The sequence below is a fragment of the Roseomonas sp. E05 genome (assembly GCF_030063475.1).
Lineage (GTDB): Bacteria > Pseudomonadota > Alphaproteobacteria > Acetobacterales > Acetobacteraceae > Pseudoroseomonas.
The window spans coordinates 1-15705 of the sequence record NZ_JASIRT010000015.1 but is presented as its reverse complement, the minus strand read 5'-3'; the positions used below and the strand labels follow the sequence as shown (position 1 = coordinate 15705).

General features: G+C 73.6%; 18 protein-coding genes and 1 pseudogene. 6 read left to right on the top strand and 13 right to left on the bottom strand.

Annotated elements, in window-relative coordinates; all coding sequences use genetic code 11:
- From QMO56_RS15555 to QMO56_RS15530, 6 genes are all read right to left on the bottom strand, one after another.
- Complete coding sequence (locus tag QMO56_RS15555; protein ID WP_283527081.1) at window positions 1–1362, bottom strand: AMP-binding protein; 1362 nt, start codon at window positions 1360–1362, stop codon at window positions 1–3.
- Window positions 1355–1978, bottom strand: a complete 624-nt coding sequence (locus QMO56_RS15550; RefSeq protein ID WP_283527079.1) for a hypothetical protein — start codon at window positions 1976–1978, stop codon at window positions 1355–1357. The genes QMO56_RS15555 and QMO56_RS15550 overlap by 8 nt, the downstream gene beginning before the upstream one ends.
- Before the next feature lie 4 nt (window positions 1979–1982).
- On the bottom strand, window positions 1983–2237 hold the full coding sequence (locus QMO56_RS15545) for a phosphopantetheine-binding protein (RefSeq protein WP_283527077.1): 255 nt from the start codon (window positions 2235–2237) through the stop codon (window positions 1983–1985).
- A 269-nt stretch (window positions 2238–2506) separates the two neighbouring features.
- Window positions 2507–3373 carry a MipA/OmpV family protein gene (locus tag QMO56_RS15540; protein WP_283527075.1) on the bottom strand — a complete coding sequence of 289 codons (867 nt, stop codon included), beginning with the start codon at window positions 3371–3373 and terminating at the stop codon, window positions 2507–2509.
- Window positions 3370–4044 (bottom strand): methyltransferase domain-containing protein, encoded by a 675-nt coding sequence (locus tag QMO56_RS15535; RefSeq protein ID WP_283527073.1) that lies wholly within the window; start codon window positions 4042–4044, stop codon window positions 3370–3372. The genes QMO56_RS15540 and QMO56_RS15535 overlap by 4 nt, the downstream gene beginning before the upstream one ends.
- An 8-nt stretch (window positions 4045–4052) precedes the next feature.
- Window positions 4053–4805 carry a class I SAM-dependent methyltransferase gene (locus QMO56_RS15530; protein WP_283527071.1) on the bottom strand — a complete coding sequence of 251 codons (753 nt, stop codon included), beginning with the start codon at window positions 4803–4805 and terminating at the stop codon, window positions 4053–4055.
- 209 nt (window positions 4806–5014) lie between these two features.
- Here QMO56_RS15530 and QMO56_RS15525 point away from each other — a divergent pair, with 209 nt between their 5' ends.
- Window positions 5015–5764 (top strand): 1-acyl-sn-glycerol-3-phosphate acyltransferase, encoded by a 750-nt coding sequence (locus QMO56_RS15525; protein ID WP_283527069.1) that lies wholly within the window; start codon window positions 5015–5017, stop codon window positions 5762–5764.
- Window positions 5765–5771: 7 nt separating this feature from the next.
- Window positions 5772–6554, top strand: coding sequence for a glycosyltransferase family 2 protein (locus tag QMO56_RS15520; protein WP_283527067.1), 783 nt, complete (start codon window positions 5772–5774; stop codon window positions 6552–6554).
- Here QMO56_RS15520 and QMO56_RS15515 read toward each other — a convergent pair.
- Both QMO56_RS15515 and QMO56_RS15510 read right to left on the bottom strand, forming a co-directional pair.
- Entirely contained in the window at window positions 6451–7233 is a 783-nt protein-coding gene (locus tag QMO56_RS15515) for a polysaccharide deacetylase family protein (RefSeq protein ID WP_283527065.1), read from the bottom strand. The two genes, QMO56_RS15520 and QMO56_RS15515, sit on opposite strands and share 104 nt — an antisense overlap.
- Before the next feature lie 220 nt (window positions 7234–7453).
- The gene (locus tag QMO56_RS15510) at window positions 7454–7630 is read right to left on the bottom strand and encodes a hypothetical protein (RefSeq protein WP_283527063.1); all 177 of its coding nucleotides are present in this window, start codon (window positions 7628–7630) and stop codon (window positions 7454–7456) included.
- Between the two features lie 192 nt (window positions 7631–7822).
- Between QMO56_RS15510 and QMO56_RS15505 the strand changes: the two genes are divergently transcribed.
- Window positions 7823–8515, top strand: a complete 693-nt coding sequence (locus tag QMO56_RS15505) for an alpha/beta hydrolase (RefSeq protein WP_283527061.1) — start codon at window positions 7823–7825, stop codon at window positions 8513–8515.
- A 143-nt stretch (window positions 8516–8658) separates the two neighbouring features.
- Here QMO56_RS15505 and QMO56_RS15500 read toward each other — a convergent pair whose 3' ends face one another.
- Both QMO56_RS15500 and QMO56_RS15495 read right to left on the bottom strand, forming a co-directional pair.
- Entirely contained in the window at window positions 8659–9516 is an 858-nt protein-coding gene (locus tag QMO56_RS15500; protein WP_283527059.1) for a Clp1/GlmU family protein, read from the bottom strand.
- On the bottom strand, window positions 9506–10225 hold the full coding sequence (locus QMO56_RS15495; RefSeq protein ID WP_283527057.1) for a hypothetical protein: 720 nt from the start codon (window positions 10223–10225) through the stop codon (window positions 9506–9508). Before QMO56_RS15495 ends, QMO56_RS15500 begins: the two co-directional genes overlap by 11 nt.
- A 151-nt stretch (window positions 10226–10376) precedes the next feature.
- On the opposite strand from QMO56_RS15495, the gene QMO56_RS15490 reads away from it, so the two are divergent.
- Entirely contained in the window at window positions 10377–10517 is a 141-nt protein-coding gene (locus QMO56_RS15490) for a hypothetical protein (RefSeq protein ID WP_283527055.1), read from the top strand.
- Window positions 10518–10768: 251 nt separating this feature from the next.
- Here QMO56_RS15490 and QMO56_RS15485 read toward each other — a convergent pair whose 3' ends face one another.
- Together QMO56_RS15485 and QMO56_RS15480 are read right to left on the bottom strand one after the other, a co-directional pair.
- A complete protein-coding gene (locus tag QMO56_RS15485; protein WP_283527053.1) occupies window positions 10769–12310 on the bottom strand; it encodes an aldehyde dehydrogenase family protein in 1542 nt (513 codons plus the stop codon).
- Window positions 12303–13187 (bottom strand): NAD(P)-dependent oxidoreductase, encoded by an 885-nt coding sequence (locus QMO56_RS15480; RefSeq protein WP_283527052.1) that lies wholly within the window; start codon window positions 13185–13187, stop codon window positions 12303–12305. Before QMO56_RS15480 ends, QMO56_RS15485 begins: the two co-directional genes overlap by 8 nt.
- A 182-nt stretch (window positions 13188–13369) precedes the next feature.
- Here QMO56_RS15480 and QMO56_RS15475 point away from each other — a divergent pair, with 182 nt between their 5' ends.
- Window positions 13370–14491 carry a hypothetical protein gene (locus tag QMO56_RS15475; RefSeq protein WP_283527050.1) on the top strand — a complete coding sequence of 374 codons (1122 nt, stop codon included), beginning with the start codon at window positions 13370–13372 and terminating at the stop codon, window positions 14489–14491.
- A 96-nt stretch (window positions 14492–14587) separates the two neighbouring features.
- The gene (locus QMO56_RS15470) at window positions 14588–15589 is read left to right on the top strand and encodes a CAP domain-containing protein (protein ID WP_283527048.1); all 1002 of its coding nucleotides are present in this window, start codon (window positions 14588–14590) and stop codon (window positions 15587–15589) included.
- Here QMO56_RS15470 and QMO56_RS15465 read toward each other — a convergent pair.
- Window positions 15586–15705: pseudogene (locus QMO56_RS15465) on the bottom strand (IS481 family transposase); the annotation flags it as partial. The gene QMO56_RS15470 and the pseudogene QMO56_RS15465 overlap by 4 nt on opposite strands.

The window sequence follows — 15705 nt, the reverse complement described above, 5'->3', positions numbered from 1 at the left end:
TCAGGCGGTGCCCGCCAGTTGCCGCCGCAGGGCCGCCAGCGCGTGCTGCGGCAGCTTGCCGACCGCGTCGCGCGGCAGGGCGGGAACCAGCGTGACGGCGCGCGGCAGGAAGACCGGGTCCACCTGCTGCCGCAGCGCGGCCAGGATCGCCTCCGCGCTGCGCTCCGGTGCCACGGCATAGACGGCGAGCCGGGCGGCAGGGTTGCGGTCCAGATCCTCCGGCACGACGAAGACGCCGTCCCGCACGCCCTCGATGGCGTGGAGCAGCGCATTGAGGCTGGCCAGCGAGGCGCGCTTGCCGCCGAGCTTGACGATGTCCGTCCGGCGGCCGAGCAGGCGGAAGCGGTCCTTCCCCTCCAACTCCACCGCATCGGCCAGCGGCACCGGGTCGGGCAGGCCGGCGACCTCGGCGGCCATCGCGTCCGCTGCCGTGCGGCGCAGCGCGACGCTGCGGTAGAGCCGCCAGAGCGGCCCTTCCACCGTACGGCGGCTGGCGATCGAGCCCATCTCGGTGGCGCCGTAGATCTCCAGCACCGGCACCTGCCAGGCCCGCTCCACCGCCTCGGCGAGGCTGGCCTCCAGCGGCGCGGTGGCGGAGATCACCGCTTCCAGCTTCGGCATGGGCTGCCCGGAGCCGAGCAGGGCGCGCATCTGCAGCGGCGTCGTCACCAGCACGCGGTGGCCGGGGGCGGCGTGCAGCGCCTCGGCCACCTCGACGGGGTAGAAATGCGGCCCGGCATGGCTGGCCGTCGCGACATGCAGCGGCAGCACCATGGTGGTCTCGAAGCCGTACATGTGCTGCGGCGGCACGGTGGCGACCACGGTGGTCTCCCGCCCGTCCGGGTGGTTCAGGCCGAAGCGCTCGCCGGCGGCCTTGGCGGCGGCCACCAGCGCGCCCCAGGGCTTCGGATGCGCCGCCGGCGCGCCGGTGCTGCCGGAGGTGAAGCCGACCGCCGCGATCTGGCCGAGCGGGATAAGCGGGTTGGGACCGACCGTGCCGGCCGCCGCCGCAGGGGCGACGCGCACCGCATCCGGCGGCGCTTCCCAGTTCGGGTCCTCCCCGGCATCGGCCAGCGTGTAGAGCTCGGGGTAGCTGGCGGCGATCTCGCGCTGGCGCCGGGCCGAGCGGTCGCTGGAGAGCAGCATCACCTGCCCCCGGCTCACCGCCGCGGCGAAGCCAACCAGCGCGTTGTAGCGGTCGGCGCAGAGGCCGAGCACATAGGGGCGGTCCGGCAGGCGCGCGGCCAGCGCCGCCACATCGGCCAGGAAGCGGCCGCAGGTCACGGGCTCCGCGCCGCGACGGAACAGCACGGCCTCGGCCGGGCGGGAGGTGAGGGCCGCCGAGGCTGGGATCTCACGCATGGCGCGACAGATGGGCGGAGAGGATGGCGCGCAGGGTGCGGGCCGGGGTGGCGAGGCCGAATTGCGGGAAGCGCAGGGTGCGGATCACGTGCTCACCGAGGAACAGGACAAGCATGAAGGCCGCCGTCGCGCCGAGCACCACGCCGCTGTCGTGCGGGGCGTCGAGCGGCGGGAGGCCGAGCAGCAGGATGGCATGCAGCGGCGCCAGCAGGGCGAAGAGGGCGGCCCAGAGCAGGGTCAGCGCCCGGGTATAGCCGGCGCATTCCGGCGGCAGGCGGCCGAAATCGTGCCGGGTATAGCGGCTGATCAGCGGCTCGCGGCCGGGCCGCAGCGTGGCGCCGAAATGGGCGCAGAGCAGCAGGTCGCCGGCTGGCGGCAGCAACCCGGCCAGCCGCTGCGGCGCCAGCGGGCGGAGCAGCGGCCAGGCGAGCGCCAGTGCCGCGGCGGCGATGCCCAGGACCAGCCGTGCCCGCCCGGGCAGGTGGCGGGTGGCCGCCAGGGTGAGGGTCAGCAGGCCGAGCAGCAGAGCCAGGCCGGCATGGCCCGTCAGCCGGGCCGCCCCGATGGCGGCGCCGGCCAGCAGCATGGGAGCGAAGCGCCAGGCGGCCCGTGGCATCGGCTCAGCGCTGGCGATGTTTTTCGATATGTGCGGAGAGGTTGCGCAGCGAGGCAAAGATCTGCCCGTTCCGCTCGTCATCGGAGCGGAGCTGGAAACCGTAGCGGCGGGAGATGGCGAGCGCGATCTCCAGGGCGTCGATGGAATCAAGGCCGAGGCCCTCCCCGAAGAGGGGAGCCTCAGGGTCGATCTGCTCGGCGCTGGTTTCGAGATGAAGGGCTTCGACAATCAAGGCGGCCACCTCGGATTCGATGGCCAACTGGCAACTCACGCAAACCTCCCTCACGCCTGAACCGGCCATAAGCCACAGAGCATAGGGCGCGAAAACGAATCCTGCACAAGGGGAATTGCCGGAGCAGTGCAGAATTTCCCTGTGACGGGCGAAGCGGAAAAACCCGGGGGGAAGGAATTCCCCCCAAGCCCCCCATCTTTTTTCTTCAAGTTTTCGTGCGGGCGGCTGGGGCTGCTCCGAACGGACAGAAAAAGATGGGGGACCGGGGGAATTCCTTCCCCCGGCCTTTGCCGGCCTCAGTCGAAAGGCGAGGCGGTGGAGGCCACGCGCGCCTCCGACTGGTAGAAGGACCAGGCGAAGCCCAGCGCGACGGATGTGTTCCACTTCTCGCGGAACAGCGGGCTGCCCTCGTTGGTGGCGCCGTGGAAGGATTCGAGCCGCCCGCCCGCCACCACGGAGAGGCGCTGCGTCAGCGGCAGGCGGTAGGAGAACTGCAGCCGGGTGCCGAGATAGCCGGGATCGGCGTCGTAGGCCGGGCGTCCGGGGCGCTCGTATTGCGGGTCCACCCGGTAGAAGTAGTCCATCATCCGGCCGGTGGCGAAGATCGGCCCCAGCCCGACGCGCAGCCGCGCGCCGGCGGCGAGCAGGTTGAGCCGCTCATAGGACAGTTCCGGCGCCGCCACGATCCCGCGGTAGTGGACCGAGGACCAGTCGGTGGAGAACACCGCCCGCACCGGCAGCTCCAGGTTCACCCGCTGGCCCAGCCTGCGGTCCTGCCACAGCGTCAGCCGCAGGGCGGGGCCGATCTCGCCGAGCCAGTCGAGATCCGGCATGCCCTCGCGCGCGTCGTTGTCGGAGGATGAGGCGGGGAAGGCGCCGGAGAGGCTGAGGTCCAGGCCGATGCTCTCGCTGTTGTAGAAGCGGCCCCGCACGCCCTGCGCGTCGCTGCGCAGGATCTCGCCGCGGTAGATCACATAGGGGAAGAACAGGCCCTGGGGGTGGTTCTGCCCGGCCGCCGGGTAGTCGGGCAGCCAGCCGCCACCCCCGGCGATGCCGGCCTCGAATTTCGGCTGCAGGTGGGCGTCGGCCGCATCCTGCGCCCGGCTGAAGCCCGGTGCGAGCAGCGCCAGGCCAAGCAGGAATCCCGGGAGCAGCCGCTTCATCCATCTGTCCTTTCCGCAAGCATCAACACGTTCGGCAGCGGCGTCCCGGTCCAGCAGGGGCGCGCCGCGACGCGAAAGCCGGCCGCCGCCAGCGGCGCCGCCAGCGCAGCCAGCGGCAGCGGATGGATGCTGGCTGTGCGCCGGGCGCCGCGCAGGGCGCGGTTCGCCGCCTCCATCGCCAGGCCGAAATGGCTGCGCCAGCCGCGCGCCGGATCGAAGGCGCGGATCACGATGCGGCGGCGCGCGGCGGCGGCGGCGCGGGCGAGCAGGGCCAGCTGCGCCGGGGCGGGAAGCTGATAGAGCACATCGACCAGCAGGACGGTGTCGCAATCCGGCACCGGCGCGGCAAGCAGATCCGCCACGGCGAAGTGTGCCACCAGCCCGGCGGCGGCCTGCCGCGCCTCGGCCAGATGGGCGGCGTTGCCGTCCAGCCCGGTGATGCGCTCCGCCGCCCCGCCGAGCAGCAGCGCCAGGGCGAGCTGGCCGCGTCCGCAGCCGAGATCGGCGACATGGCCGAAGCTTTCCCCGGCGGCGAGGCCGAGGATGGCGGCCGTCGCCGGGTCGCGCCGCAGCTTCGCGCGGACATAGTGCCGGGTGTAGCGGGAGGCCGTCGCATAGCGGCGCGACACCTCGGTGAGCAGGGCCGGCGGCGCAGCGGGGCGGTCGGGCACGGAGGGCTTCAACCAGGCCGCTGGCCGCCATAGGCGCGGAAGAGGCCGAGCGAGGTCTCGCAGCCCACCTCCGCGAAGCCGGCCTGCCGCAGGTGGCGCAGGATGGTCTCGGCCGGCACGCAGGCCTCGATCGTGTCCCAGTAGTAGCGCATCAGCGTGCCGGAGCGGCCGCGCGGCGCGGTGAGGCGGCAGAGCGCCGGCACCACCCCGCCGAGATAGGCGCGCGCGGCGGCATGGCCCCAGGCGCTGTCGGGTCGGCCGATCTCCAGCAGCAGCACCCGCCCGCCCGGCCGCAGCACCCGCAGGAACTCGCCGAAGGTGGCCGCGAGGTCGGCCACATGCCGCAGCGCATAGCCCATGCTGATGAAATCCACGCTGCCATCGGCCAGCGGCAGCGACTCGGCGCGCCCCTGCAGCAACGGCAGGGCGAGGCCGCGGCGCGCCTCGGCCAGCATGCCGGCGCTGGGGTCGAGGCCCAGCACCAGGCCTGAAGGGCCGGCGATCCGCGCCGCCTCCCGGGCCACCAGCCCGGTCCCGGTGGCGACGTCCAGCACCCGCATGCCGGGGCGCAGGCCAGCCTGCCGCAGGGCCTGGCGGCGGTACCAGGCGCCGGTGCCGAGGGAAAAGACGCGGTTGATGCGGTCATAGTGCGGCGCGGTGTCGTCGAACAGGCCGCGGACGAAGCCGGCGCGCTGGGTGGCTTCCGGGTAGTAGGCCGGCAGGGTGGGGTGCGGGGCGGCCTGGCGCGTCGGTTCGGTCACGGGCGGTCTCCCGGCGGGCGGTTTCCCAGAGCGCCCCCCCGCGCGGGCCGGCCGGCGGCACTGGGCAGGACAACCGATAGACCGGCGCCGGGGCACTCGGCTAGGGTCCGGGAAAACCGGGAGGCCGCCCGCTGAACGACTCCGCCATCCGCCCCTCCTCTCCCGCGCACGGGCTGTGGGCGCCGCTGCGCGGTGCATGGGAGGCGGTGGTGTTCTACGGCCTGCTGCTGCTTTTCGCGGTGATGTGCCTGCTCTGGAGCCTGCCGGCGGCGCTGCTGCACCGGCTGCTGCCGGCCTCGGCCGGCCGGCCGCTCGGGCAGTGGGGCATCTCGCGGGGCTTCCGGCTGTTCCTCGGCGCCATGCGGCTGACGGGCGTGCTGCGCTGCGACCTCTCGGCGCTGGACGCGCTGCGCGGGGAGCGCGGACTGATCATCACGCCCAATCACCCCTCGATGCTGGATGCCGTGCTCGTCACCTCCCGTCTGCCCCGCGTGGTCTGCATCACCAAGGCCTCGCTGTGGGACAATCCGCTGCTCGGCGGCGGGGTGCGGCTGGCCGGCTATGTCCGCAACGACGCCACGCAGCGGATGATCCGTGACGCGGCGGCGGCGCTGCAGGAGGGGCGGCAGCTGCTGATCTTCCCCGAGGCGACGCGCAGCCCGCCCGGCGCCGGCGAGGATGCAGGCCTGGTGACGCCCGCGCCCGGGCCGTTCAGCCGCTCCTTCGCGGTGATCGCCCGGCGGGCCGGCGCCCCGGTGCAGACGGTGGTGATCGAGAGCGAGACACCCTACCTGCGCAAGGGCTGGCCGGTGCTGCGCCGGCCGCCGCTGCCGTTGCGCTGCCGGGTGCGGCTGGGCCCGCGCTTCCTGCCCGATGGACGCGCGGAGGAACTCTGCGGCGCGGTGGAGTGCTGCCTCCGCCAGTCCCTCCCTGGCGCCCGGCGTCAGGATATGGCCTGAAGGCGGCATGACCCCCGCCTCGCGAACCCACCTGGTCCTGATCCCGTCCTACAACACCGGCCCGATCCTGGTGGAGACGGTGCGCGCCGCCCGCGCCTGCTGGAGCCCGGTCTGGGTGGTGGTGGACGGCAGCACCGATGGCAGCGATGCGCCGCTCGACGCGCTGGCGGCGGCCGATCCCGGGCTGCGCGTGCTGCGGCTGCCGCGCAACGCCGGCAAGGGGGCGGCGCTGCTGCACGGGCTGGAAGCGGCGCAGGCCGAGGGATTCACCCATGCCCTGGCCATGGATGCCGACGGGCAGCACCCGGCCGGGCATATTCCTGCGCTGATGGCGGCCTCGATGCGGCGGCCGGAGGCGCTGGTGCTCGGCCTGCCGGTGTTCGGGCCGGAGGCGCCGGCGCTGCGCGTGCGCGGCCGGCGGATCTCCAACTTCTGGGCCAATCTGGAAACGCTCTGGGCCGGCCTGGGCGATTCGCTGTTCGGCTTCCGCGTCTATCCGGTGGCGCCGCTGGTGGCGGTGATGCGCCGCACCCGCTGGATGCGCCGCTACGACTTCGACGCCGAGGCGGCGGTACGACTCTGCTGGGCCGGCCTGCCGCCGATGACCATCCCGGTGCCGGTGCGCTACCTCTCGGCAGCGGAGGGCGGCGTCTCGCATTTCCGCTATGGGCGGGACAACCTGCTGCTCACCGGCATGCACGGGCGGCTGATGCTGGGTTTCCTGCTGCGGCTGCCGCTGCTGCTGGCCCGGCGGGCCCGTCCACGGCCTCCGGCAACGGTACAGGGCTGAGACCGGCGGCGCGCAGCCGCGCCAGCAGGATGGGCAGCACCGCCAGCACCACCGGGCGGCCCTGGGCGTCCGGGCGGCTGTTGCCGTCATGCAGCAGGAGGATGTCGCCGGCCCCGGCGCCGCGCAGGCGGCGCAGCACCCGCGCCGGGGCGCCGATGGCGCCATCGGCGCCGCGCCGGGTCCAGGAGGCGTGCCGCAGGCCGGTGCCCGCCAGCACCGGGGCCAGGAAGGGGCTGTGCAGCCCGACCGGCGGGCGAAAGAAGCGCGGTGCCCCCCCAGCCTCGAGGATCGCCGCCTGCGCCCGCAGGATCTCCCGCCGCTGGCCGCCGGGGCCGAGCGCCGCGAAGTGGAGCGGATGGCTGTGGGTGTGGTTCTCCACGCTGTGGCCGCGCCGCAGGATCTCCCGCACCAGCGCCGGATGACGGGCGGTGCGCTGGCCAATGAGAAAGAAGGAGGCGCGGGCCTGATGCGCCTCCAACAGGTCGAGCACCCGGGGGGTGATCTCCGGATCGGGACCGTCGTCGAAAGTGAGGGCGACCTGGCCGGCCGACGCGCAGGCTTGCGGCAGCCGGCTCAGATTGGGCCCGAGCAGCGGCGAGCGCGGGCACATGCCGGCGAGGGTCAGCGCCAGGTGGTTGGCCGCCAGACCGCACAGCACCCAGGGCCAGAGCGCGGGCACCAGCCCGAGCGCGCCGAGGCCGCCGGCATGCAGCAGGACCGAGGCGGATACCAGCGGGCTCGGCCGCCAGCGCGGCAGGACCGGGGACAGGCCGCGTTCCGGAGCGATGATGGCCCTCCCTCACGTGGTGGAGGGCGCAGTAAAGGGGGCGCGGCGCCTCGCCGGTCAAGCGGGCTGCGGTGGCCCCGCCGGTCTCCCCGTCAGATCCGCCGCCCGGCCTTCAGCGGCCTTCCTCCCCTTGCGGCGGGGCATCGCCGGGCTTGCGCCCCAGCTCCTCCAGCTTGTGCTTCACCTTCAGGTCCTCGGCGCGCGGCGGCGGCGGTGGCGAGGCGGGGGCCACGCCCTCGGGCACCGCATCGCCGGGATCGTGGCGGCTGTCATCACCTTGTCCGGCCATGGGCTTGTTCCTCTCCGCAGGTGGGCTGCGGAGAAAGCGCCCGCCGCGCGGATTCGGTTGCGTTTCGCCGCAAACAGCGTGCCGCTGGCCTGTTATGTCCCGAGACGTCCGAGGCTGGGAGGCGGGAATGGCACGGCTGACCACAGGTACCGCCACAGGAAAGCCGGGGCGCCATGCCTCCGGGGCAGGGGCATGAGCACGGATGCGGCTGATCCGGCCAGCGCGGCGCGGGGCCGATTGCTGGCCCGGCCCCGTCCCAGCCCGGAGGCGCCTCCATTGGCGCCCGGCCTGCATGGCCTCGGCCTCGGCCGCCAGCGGGACGGGTTCCTGCGCGTCCCGGAAGGCGCGGCGGCGGCGGAACTGCCGCTGGTGGTGATGTTGCACGGGGCGGGCGGCCACGCGGCCGGCGCGCTGCGGCTGATCGAGCAGGCCGCGCCCGGCGTGCTGCTGCTGGTGCCGGAAAGCCGTGCGGCGACATGGGATGTCATCCTGGGCGGTTACGGACCCGATGTGGCCTTCCTCGACGCGGCGCTGCGGGAGGTCTTCCAGCGGCATCGCGTGGATCCCCGCCGGGTGGCGCTGGCCGGCTTCTCCGATGGCGCCTCCTATGCCCTCTCGCTGGCGCTGGGGAACGGCGACCTCTTCACCCATGCGCTCGCCTTCTCGCCGGGCTTCGTCGCCTCGCCGCCCCCGCTGGGGCGGCCTGCGTTTTTCGTCTCGCACGGAGTGGCGGATGACGTCCTGCCGATCGATGCCTGCAGCCGGCGGATCGTGCCGCGCCTGCGGAAGCAGGGCTATGCGGTGGAGTACCGCGAATTCGCTGGCGGCCACTCCGTTCCGGAGGATCTGGCCGGCGAGGCGGTGCGGCGGGTGGTGGACGGTTAAGGCCGGGGGAATGAATTCCCCCAGACCCCCTTCTTCTTTCTTCGAGTTTTCCGCAGGAGCGGAAAGCGCGGTCCCAAACCGGCAAGAAGAAGATGGGTCAAACCTGTCGGTTTGGCCGGGGGAATTCCTTTCCCCGACCCTTTTCAGGCGCTTGGCTGGGGAGCCCAGTGTTCGCGCCAGGCCGCGTCGAGGCTGAGGCGCCCCCAGCGCAGTCCCGCCACGGGGCGGCGCGGCTGCGGCCCCTGGACCTGGAGGGAGCCATCCCCTGCGAGCACCAGGGCCAGCGCCATGTCGCGCCCGGCCTCGTCCACCAGTGCGGCGAGCCGGCCCGGCGCCGGCAGGCCCTGGCCATCCTCGCCCTCAAGGTGAAGGCCGCCGAGCGGCAGGGACCAGACCGGTGCCGGCGCGAAATAGGCCTGGAAAGCCGCGCGCCGCAGGGCCCGCCGCTCGCCTTCGCCCTTGCGGCGGGCGAGTGGCGCACGCGCCAGGCGCAGGGCTGGCAGGCCGGCATGGTCGGCGAGCACCGCCTCGGTCGCGGCGTCCGCGCCAAGGGGGATGAGGAGGTCAGGCCCCAGCGCGGCGATCTTGGCCGCCTTCAGCCGCCGCCCGGCGCCGCGGAGCAGGCCGCTGGTGTTGATCACCAGCAGCGCCGCGCCCGCCTCCCCTTTCAGCCGCACCGTGCCGGCGATGAGGCGGCGCCAGCCCCGCAGAGGCTCGGTCGTGCCGACGAAGGCCAGCCCATCGAGCTCTGGCCCGCCTGCCGCGGGGTGGCCCAGGGTGACGCAGGCCGGTGGCCCGAGCTGCTTCTGGCCGAGATCGGCGTCCAGCAGCGCCACCGGCCGCTGTGCCCGGGCGGCGCGCGCCAGCAGCAGGCGGCAGAAGCTGCTCTTGCCGGCATCGGTTGGCCCCAGGAGCATGATGCGGCGCGCCCCGCTCGCCAGGATGTGCTGCAGCGCCCTCTCCCAGTCCGGCGGGGTGTCGATCCCCGCCTCATCGGACATGCCACTCGGCCTCTGGCGCCGGACCCGTCGCCGGTGCGCCGAAGGCGCGGCGCAGGAGCAGGTGCATCGGCAGGAAGACCAGCAACGGCAGGCCCAGCATGAGCAGGCCGAGGTAAAGGCGGGGCGGCAGGGCGCGCTGGGGCCGGGTTCCGGGCCCGAATGCCCAGTTGATGTTCTGCTCCGGCGCCGTCAGCCGGTAGCTGAGCAGCAGGGCCGCCCAGGTCAGCAGCGTCTGCAGGGGAAGGGCGCGGCGGTCATAGCCGAGACGGCCCAGCATCCAGAGCAGCGTGGGCGGCAGGGCAAGGTGGAACAGCGAAAGGGCGCGCAGTCCCCGCGGCAAGCGGCGGTCGAACATGTAGCCCGCGAGATCCAGCAGGCGACCGCCCGCCATGAAGTCCGCCGACCAGGCCAGTTCCAGCGGCAGCACGCCGACCGCCGGCATGCTGGCGAGCAGCCGGTTCTCGCGAAGCACCGCCAGGGTGGTGCTGGCGAGCGCCAGGTCGGAGAGCCACAGGAAGTTCGCCGGGCCATAGGCGCGCCGGTAGACAAGGGCGATGACAGGGGTGGCCGTGCCGTAGCCGAGCTTCAGCCAGGGTGGCACGGCCGGCGCGCCGCCGCGGTGCCGTCGGGTGGCCGCGAGGCAGGCCGCCCCGCCCAGGGCGAGGGCGCCGGCGAGGAATGCAGCGGTTCGGCTGCCGGGTGCGCGCATGGAGGAGCCTTCCCTGATGTCCCCGCCGCCTTGCGCCGGGCCGTGCCGACTCCGGCGGAGGCACTGCAAGCCGAACTTCGGCGCGGATCGGCGGTTGCCTGGGCAGGGCGCAGGATGCCCGGCAGCGGCCATGCCGCCGAAAGCGAGAGGAATGATGCAGAAGCAAGTGGACCCTAAGCAGAAGGCGCAGCCCGGCTATATCGACGTGCGGACACCAAGGCGGCGCTGGGCCTATATCGCTCCGCTGGTGATCCTGGTGCTGATGTTGCTGGTGCTGTTCTCCTACTGGTGAGCGGGCGGGGCGGCCCGGCCGGTGCCGCGCTCCCGCCGGGGCGCCAGCCGGGCGCGGTGGTGCCACCCGCAGTCGTCCGCACCGGCCAGGTCGTCGGCAAGGATCAGCCAGCGCCGCATGGACCCGGAGGGAGGAGTTCCCCCGGACCCTCGTTTTCTCTTGCCAGCCTGGCGAGGAGTCGACCGAGGCCGCACGCCCAGACCCGAAAAAAGAAGGGGCCCCGGGGGAATTCGTTCCCCGGCCTGGTTCCCTTACCCGACATACCCGAAGGCCACGCCCGGTTCCGCCGCCGTCTCCACCCAGATGCTCTTGGTCTGGGTATAGGCCGCCAGCGCCTCCCGGCCCGAGGAACGGCCGAAGCCGCTGCGCCCGAAGCCGCCGAAGGGCGAGGCGACATTGATGGTCTTGTAGCTGTTGATCCAGAAGGTGCCCGCCCGCACCCCGGCGGCGACGCGGTGGGCGCGGCCGACATCCTGCGTCCAGACCGCGCCGGCGAGGCCATAGGGGGTGGCATTGGCCAGGGCCACCGCCTCTTCCTCGCTGTCGAAGGGCAGCACGGCGAGCACCGGGCCGAACACCTCCTCCCGCGCGATGCTGGCCCCGGGCGTGACGCCGTCGAGGATGGTGGGGGCGAAGTAGAAGCCCCCGCTGTCCCGCAGCGGCTCGGGGCAGCCGCCGCCGGCGACGAGTTGCGCGCCCTCGGCGGTGGCGCCGCGCACCAGGGTGGCGATGCGGTCGAGCTGGCGGCGGTTGTTGATCGGACCGATCTGCGTCGCCGGGTCGGCCGGCGCGCCGACGGGGATGCGCCCGCTGGCGCGCGCCAGCCGCTCGACGAATTCGGCATGGATGCGCCGCTGCACCAGCAGGCGGGAGCCGGCCACGCAGCTCTGCCCGGCGCCGCCGAACACCGCCGCCTGGGCGCCGACCAGGGCGCGGCTCAGCTCGGCATCGGCGAAGACGATGTTCGCCGACTTGCCGCCCAGCTCCAGCACGCTGGGGACGATGTTGCGCGCCGCGGCGGCGGCGATCTCCGCTCCCGCCGTGGCGGAGCCGACGAAGACCACCAGCCGCGTCTCGCGATGCGCCACGGCGGCGGCGCCGGTGGTCGGGCCGGCGCCGGCCAGCACGCTGACCAGCCCGCGCGGCATGCCCTCGGCCCGGTCGCACAGCGCGCCGAGGGCGAGCGAGGTCAGCGGCGTCAGCTCCGAGGGCTTCAGCACCACCGCGTTTCCGGCGCAGAGGGCGGGGGCGATCTGCCAGCCGGCGGTGAAGAGCGGCGCGTTCCAGGGGGTGATCTGCACCACGGTGCCGAGCGGCTCATGGCGGGTGTAGTTCAGGTGGCTGCTGGGCACGGGAATGACGTCGCCATGCAGCTTGTCGGCCCAGCCGGCATAGTATTCGAACATCTCCGCCACCCTGGCGACCTCGCCGCGCGTGTCGCGGATCGGCTTTCCGGCGGAGAGCGTCTCCAGCTCAGCGAGGTCCGCGGCATGGGCGCGCACGAGGCGGGCGACCTCCCACAGGGCGCGGCCCCGCGCCGCGGCGGTCATGCCCCACCAGGCGCGCTGCGCCGGGCGGGCAGCCTCCATGGCGGCCTCCACCACCGCCGCGCCGGCATCGGCATAGGACAGCAGCGGACGGCCATCGGCGGGGTTCACCAGCTCCAGGGCGGCGCCCGTGCCCGGCAGGATCGCGCCGCCGACCAGGCTCCCCACGGCCGCGCCGGGCAGCAGGCACGCGATCAGCTCCGCGAGTCGGGGCGCGGCGGGCGAGGAATGGGCGCCATCAGGCATCCTTCGGCTCCTGGCGGTGATCGGCCATCCGGGTGAAATCGGCGGCATCGGGAATGCGGTCATGGGCCTCGCGCCAGAGCCGCTCCACCTGGGCGGCAAGCGGCAGGTCGAGCCCGAGCTCGGCGGCCAGCGCGGCGGCGAGGCGGATATCCTTGCGCATCAGCCCGGCACTGAAGCCGCTGTCGAAGCTGCCGGGCAGCACCCAGCGCGGCAGCATCACCTCGCTGACGGCGCTGCGGCCGGTGGCGGCGTTCACCACCTTGAGCGCGGCCTCGGCGGGCAGGCCGGCGGCCTCGGAGAGCCGCATCGCCTCGCCGGCGGTGATGAGATGCGCGGCCACCAGCAGGTTGTTCACCAGCTTGGCGATATTGCCCGCGCCGGAGGGGCCGACATGCACCACCTTCGCCGCCAGTGCCTCCAGCACCGGCCGGGCGGCCTCCAGATCGGCCTCGGCCCCGCCGATCATCATGGTCAGGCTGCCCGCCGCCGCGCCGGAGGGGCCGCCGCTGACCGGCGCGTCGAGCAGCGCATGCCCGGCCTCGGCCAGCCGCTGCGCCAGGCGGCGGCTGGTGGTCGGGTCGGAGGTGGAGGTATCCACCACCACTACCTTGCGGTCCCGCCGCTCCAGCAGCCCGCCCGCGCAGACCACCACCGCCTCCACGTCCCGCGCATAGGGCAGGGAGAAGACCAGGGCGTCGGCCGCGCGCAAAAGGGCCGGAAGGTCGGGGATGAAGCGGATGCCGGCGGCCTCGGCGGGCAGGCGGCGTGCGGCACTGATGTCATGCCCGGACACCGTGAAGCCGGCGCGAGCCAGGCTGGCCGCCATGCCCAGGCCCATATTGCCGAGGCCGATCACGCCGACGCTTCGAATCGTCATCCTGCGCTCCGCTTGCCCTGGGCCAGGATGCGCCCGGCTTCACCGTGGAGCCTCCTTCGGGTGCTGCGGCGCGGCAAGGGCGTTTTTCGGCGGAGCCGGAGGAAAAAGGCCGGGGGAAGGAATTCCCTCGGACCCCCATCTTTTTTCTGTTCATCAGGGGGCCTGGAGGGTGGGATGCGGCGATGACGGACGACGTGTTGCGGGTGCGCTCGGGGCAGGTGGTGGCCCTGCGGCTGTTTGACCTGGCCTATGAGATCGACCTGAGGCGCGCCGAGGCGCTCTGGGCGCAGCGCGCGCAGGGCGGCAGCGCGCGCACCCGGCTGGTCGGCACGCCCGCCAAGGCGATTTCCTTTGGGGTGCCGCCACTCGCCCTGGAACTGGGCACGGTACCGCTGGAGGTGGGCGGCCAGACCGTGGCCGCCGCCGCCGCCGTGCGGCTCTACGACTTCGGCATCGCCGCCCTGGCGCTGCGCCTGCCGGTGCGGGACCTCGCCTGGGACGACTTCGCCGGCCTGGTGAACCAGCTCGACCAGGCGGTCGGGCCGGCGGCGGAGGCGCCGGTCTGGGGCACGCTGCTCGGGCAGTTGCGCGACCTGCTCGGCGAGGCGCTGGACCGCCCGACCGCCGTGCCTTTGCAGGAGGACTACCTGATCGCCGTGGCGGACGCCTTCGACACGCCGGTGACGGCCGAGGCGCTGCAGGCCAGGGTGGACCTGGTGCCGCTGCTCTCGGGCGAGACGCGGCCACTCGCCGAAGGCGCACGGCGCGACCTCTTGCGGCAGCGCTTCTCCTACCACCCGGACGACCTCGTGGTGATCACCTGGGACCGCGCCTTCATCTACGAGCCGCAGCGCGAGACCGACGTCGCCGACGTGCTGGAGATGGCCAACGCCCAGCTCCTGGAGATGCGCACCTATGACGAGATGCTCGATGAGGAGCTGCCCCGCATGCGCGACCTGGTGGAGGCGGCGCGGGGGCGCACCAGCCTGCTGTCCGCGCGCCGCTACGGGCGCCTGGCCCGGCGGCTGCATACGCTGGTGGCCGAGGTGACGGAACTGGCCGAGCGGGTGGACAATGCCCTGCAGGTGACGGAGGACGTCTATCTCGCCCGCGTCTATGCCGCCGCGATCGAGCTGTTCCGCGTGCCCAATGTCAGCGCTGCCGTGGACCGCAAGCTGGCCATCATCCGCGAGACCTACACCGCCCTGCACAGCGAGGCCGCCGGCGCCCGCGCGGAGCTGCTGGAAATCGCCATCCTGGCGCTGATCGCGCTGGAGATCATTCTCTCGCTGCTGCGCCACTGAGCGCAGGGGCCGCTCGCAACCGGCGCCGCGCCCGGCGCATTCCCCGCCTGTCGCCGGGCCACCGCCACCCGCCCGGCGCGGCAAGGGAGAGACCGCATGGCGAGACGCGGGCAGGACGGCCGCACCATCCGCGTGGCATGGCCGCCCCGGAAGGCCGGCCGGGTGCTTTTGGCTGCCTTCGTGCTCCTCCTGGCGGGCCGGCAGCCCCTGCGGGCGGCGGAGGACGGGGATCTCGGCGCCCTGCGGCAGCGGGCGCTGGAGCTGGTGAACCAGGCGCGCGCCGCCGAGGGCCTCGCCCGCCTCGAGGAGGGCGGCAGCCTCGACGAGGCGGCGCAGTCGCACGCGCGGGACATGCTGCGGCGCCACTACTATGCCCACACCTCGCCCGAGGGCGAGAATGTGCGGGACCGCTACATGGCGGCCGGCGGCGGGCGCTGGGAGCTTGTGGAGGAGAACATCGCGCGCTGCCGGCAATGCGCGCCCCCCGCCACGGCGGAGACGGTCGCGCGGCTGCAGGAGGGCTGGATGAACAGCCCCGAACATCGCGAGAACATCCTGCGCGAGGGTCTCAGCCGGTTCGGCTTCGGCATCGTCGTGGAGGCCGGCCAGGGTCTTTACGCCGTGCAGACCTTCGCCGGGCCGGGAACATCGCGCGAGGCGGGCGGCGATGCGGCGCCCGCTTCCCTCTCTGCCGGCGATGCGGCCGCGCAGGCGGCGCGACTCGTCAACCAGGCGCGCAGCAAGGCGGGCCTGGGCGAGGTTCATGCCAGCCCCGCCCTGAGCGAGGCGGCGCGCGCCCTGCTGCCCGATCCCGCTTCCGATGGCCTGACCCTGCCGCAGGGCGATGGCCTGCTCGAGGCGGTGCCGCCGGCGCAGCGGTCGCGCTGGCATGCGCTCTCCGTTCTCGCCGGGGCCTGCGGCGGATGCGGCACGCAGCCCACCGGGGCCGATCTCCGCCACTTCACCCGGCAATGGCTGGACGACCCGCAGCAGCGGCAGCGGCTGCTCGCCCCGGATGTCACCGGCATCGGCGCTGCGCTGCAGGCGAACGGTACCGGACGCAAGGTGGCGCTCATCGTGCTCGGCACCGGCGGCTAGGTGTGTAGTCCCGGGATGAGGTGGTGCGGGTTGATCTTGAAGATGGCGGGGTCCTTGGTCCAGGCATCACAGACGGCCTGGAACGGTGTGCGCCATCGGAGCGCCTTGAGGTGTTT

Bases quoted from the DNA above. Each gene is read 5' to 3' on its own strand.
- QMO56_RS15480 (WP_283527052.1), bottom strand. From the start codon at position 13,187: ATGACGATTCGAAGCGTCGGCGTGATCGGCCTCGGCAATATGGGCCTG.
- QMO56_RS15470 (WP_283527048.1), top strand. From the start codon at position 14,588: ATGGCGAGACGCGGGCAGGACGGCCGCACCATCCGCGTGGCATGGCCG.
- QMO56_RS15555 (WP_283527081.1), bottom strand. From the start codon at position 1,362: ATGCGTGAGATCCCAGCCTCGGCGGCCCTCACCTCCCGCCCGGCCGAG.
- QMO56_RS15500 (WP_283527059.1), bottom strand. From the start codon at position 9,516: ATGTCCGATGAGGCGGGGATCGACACCCCGCCGGACTGGGAGAGGGCG.
- QMO56_RS15550 (WP_283527079.1), bottom strand. From the start codon at position 1,978: ATGCCACGGGCCGCCTGGCGCTTCGCTCCCATGCTGCTGGCCGGCGCC.
- QMO56_RS15485 (WP_283527053.1), bottom strand. From the start codon at position 12,310: ATGCCTGATGGCGCCCATTCCTCGCCCGCCGCGCCCCGACTCGCGGAG.
- QMO56_RS15505 (WP_283527061.1), top strand. From the start codon at position 7,823: ATGAGCACGGATGCGGCTGATCCGGCCAGCGCGGCGCGGGGCCGATTG.
- QMO56_RS15510 (WP_283527063.1), bottom strand. From the start codon at position 7,630: ATGGCCGGACAAGGTGATGACAGCCGCCACGATCCCGGCGATGCGGTG.
- QMO56_RS15520 (WP_283527067.1), top strand. From the start codon at position 5,772: ATGACCCCCGCCTCGCGAACCCACCTGGTCCTGATCCCGTCCTACAAC.
- QMO56_RS15540 (WP_283527075.1), bottom strand. From the start codon at position 3,373: ATGAAGCGGCTGCTCCCGGGATTCCTGCTTGGCCTGGCGCTGCTCGCA.
- QMO56_RS15490 (WP_283527055.1), top strand. From the start codon at position 10,377: ATGATGCAGAAGCAAGTGGACCCTAAGCAGAAGGCGCAGCCCGGCTAT.
- QMO56_RS15495 (WP_283527057.1), bottom strand. From the start codon at position 10,225: ATGCGCGCACCCGGCAGCCGAACCGCTGCATTCCTCGCCGGCGCCCTC.
- QMO56_RS15475 (WP_283527050.1), top strand. From the start codon at position 13,370: ATGACGGACGACGTGTTGCGGGTGCGCTCGGGGCAGGTGGTGGCCCTG.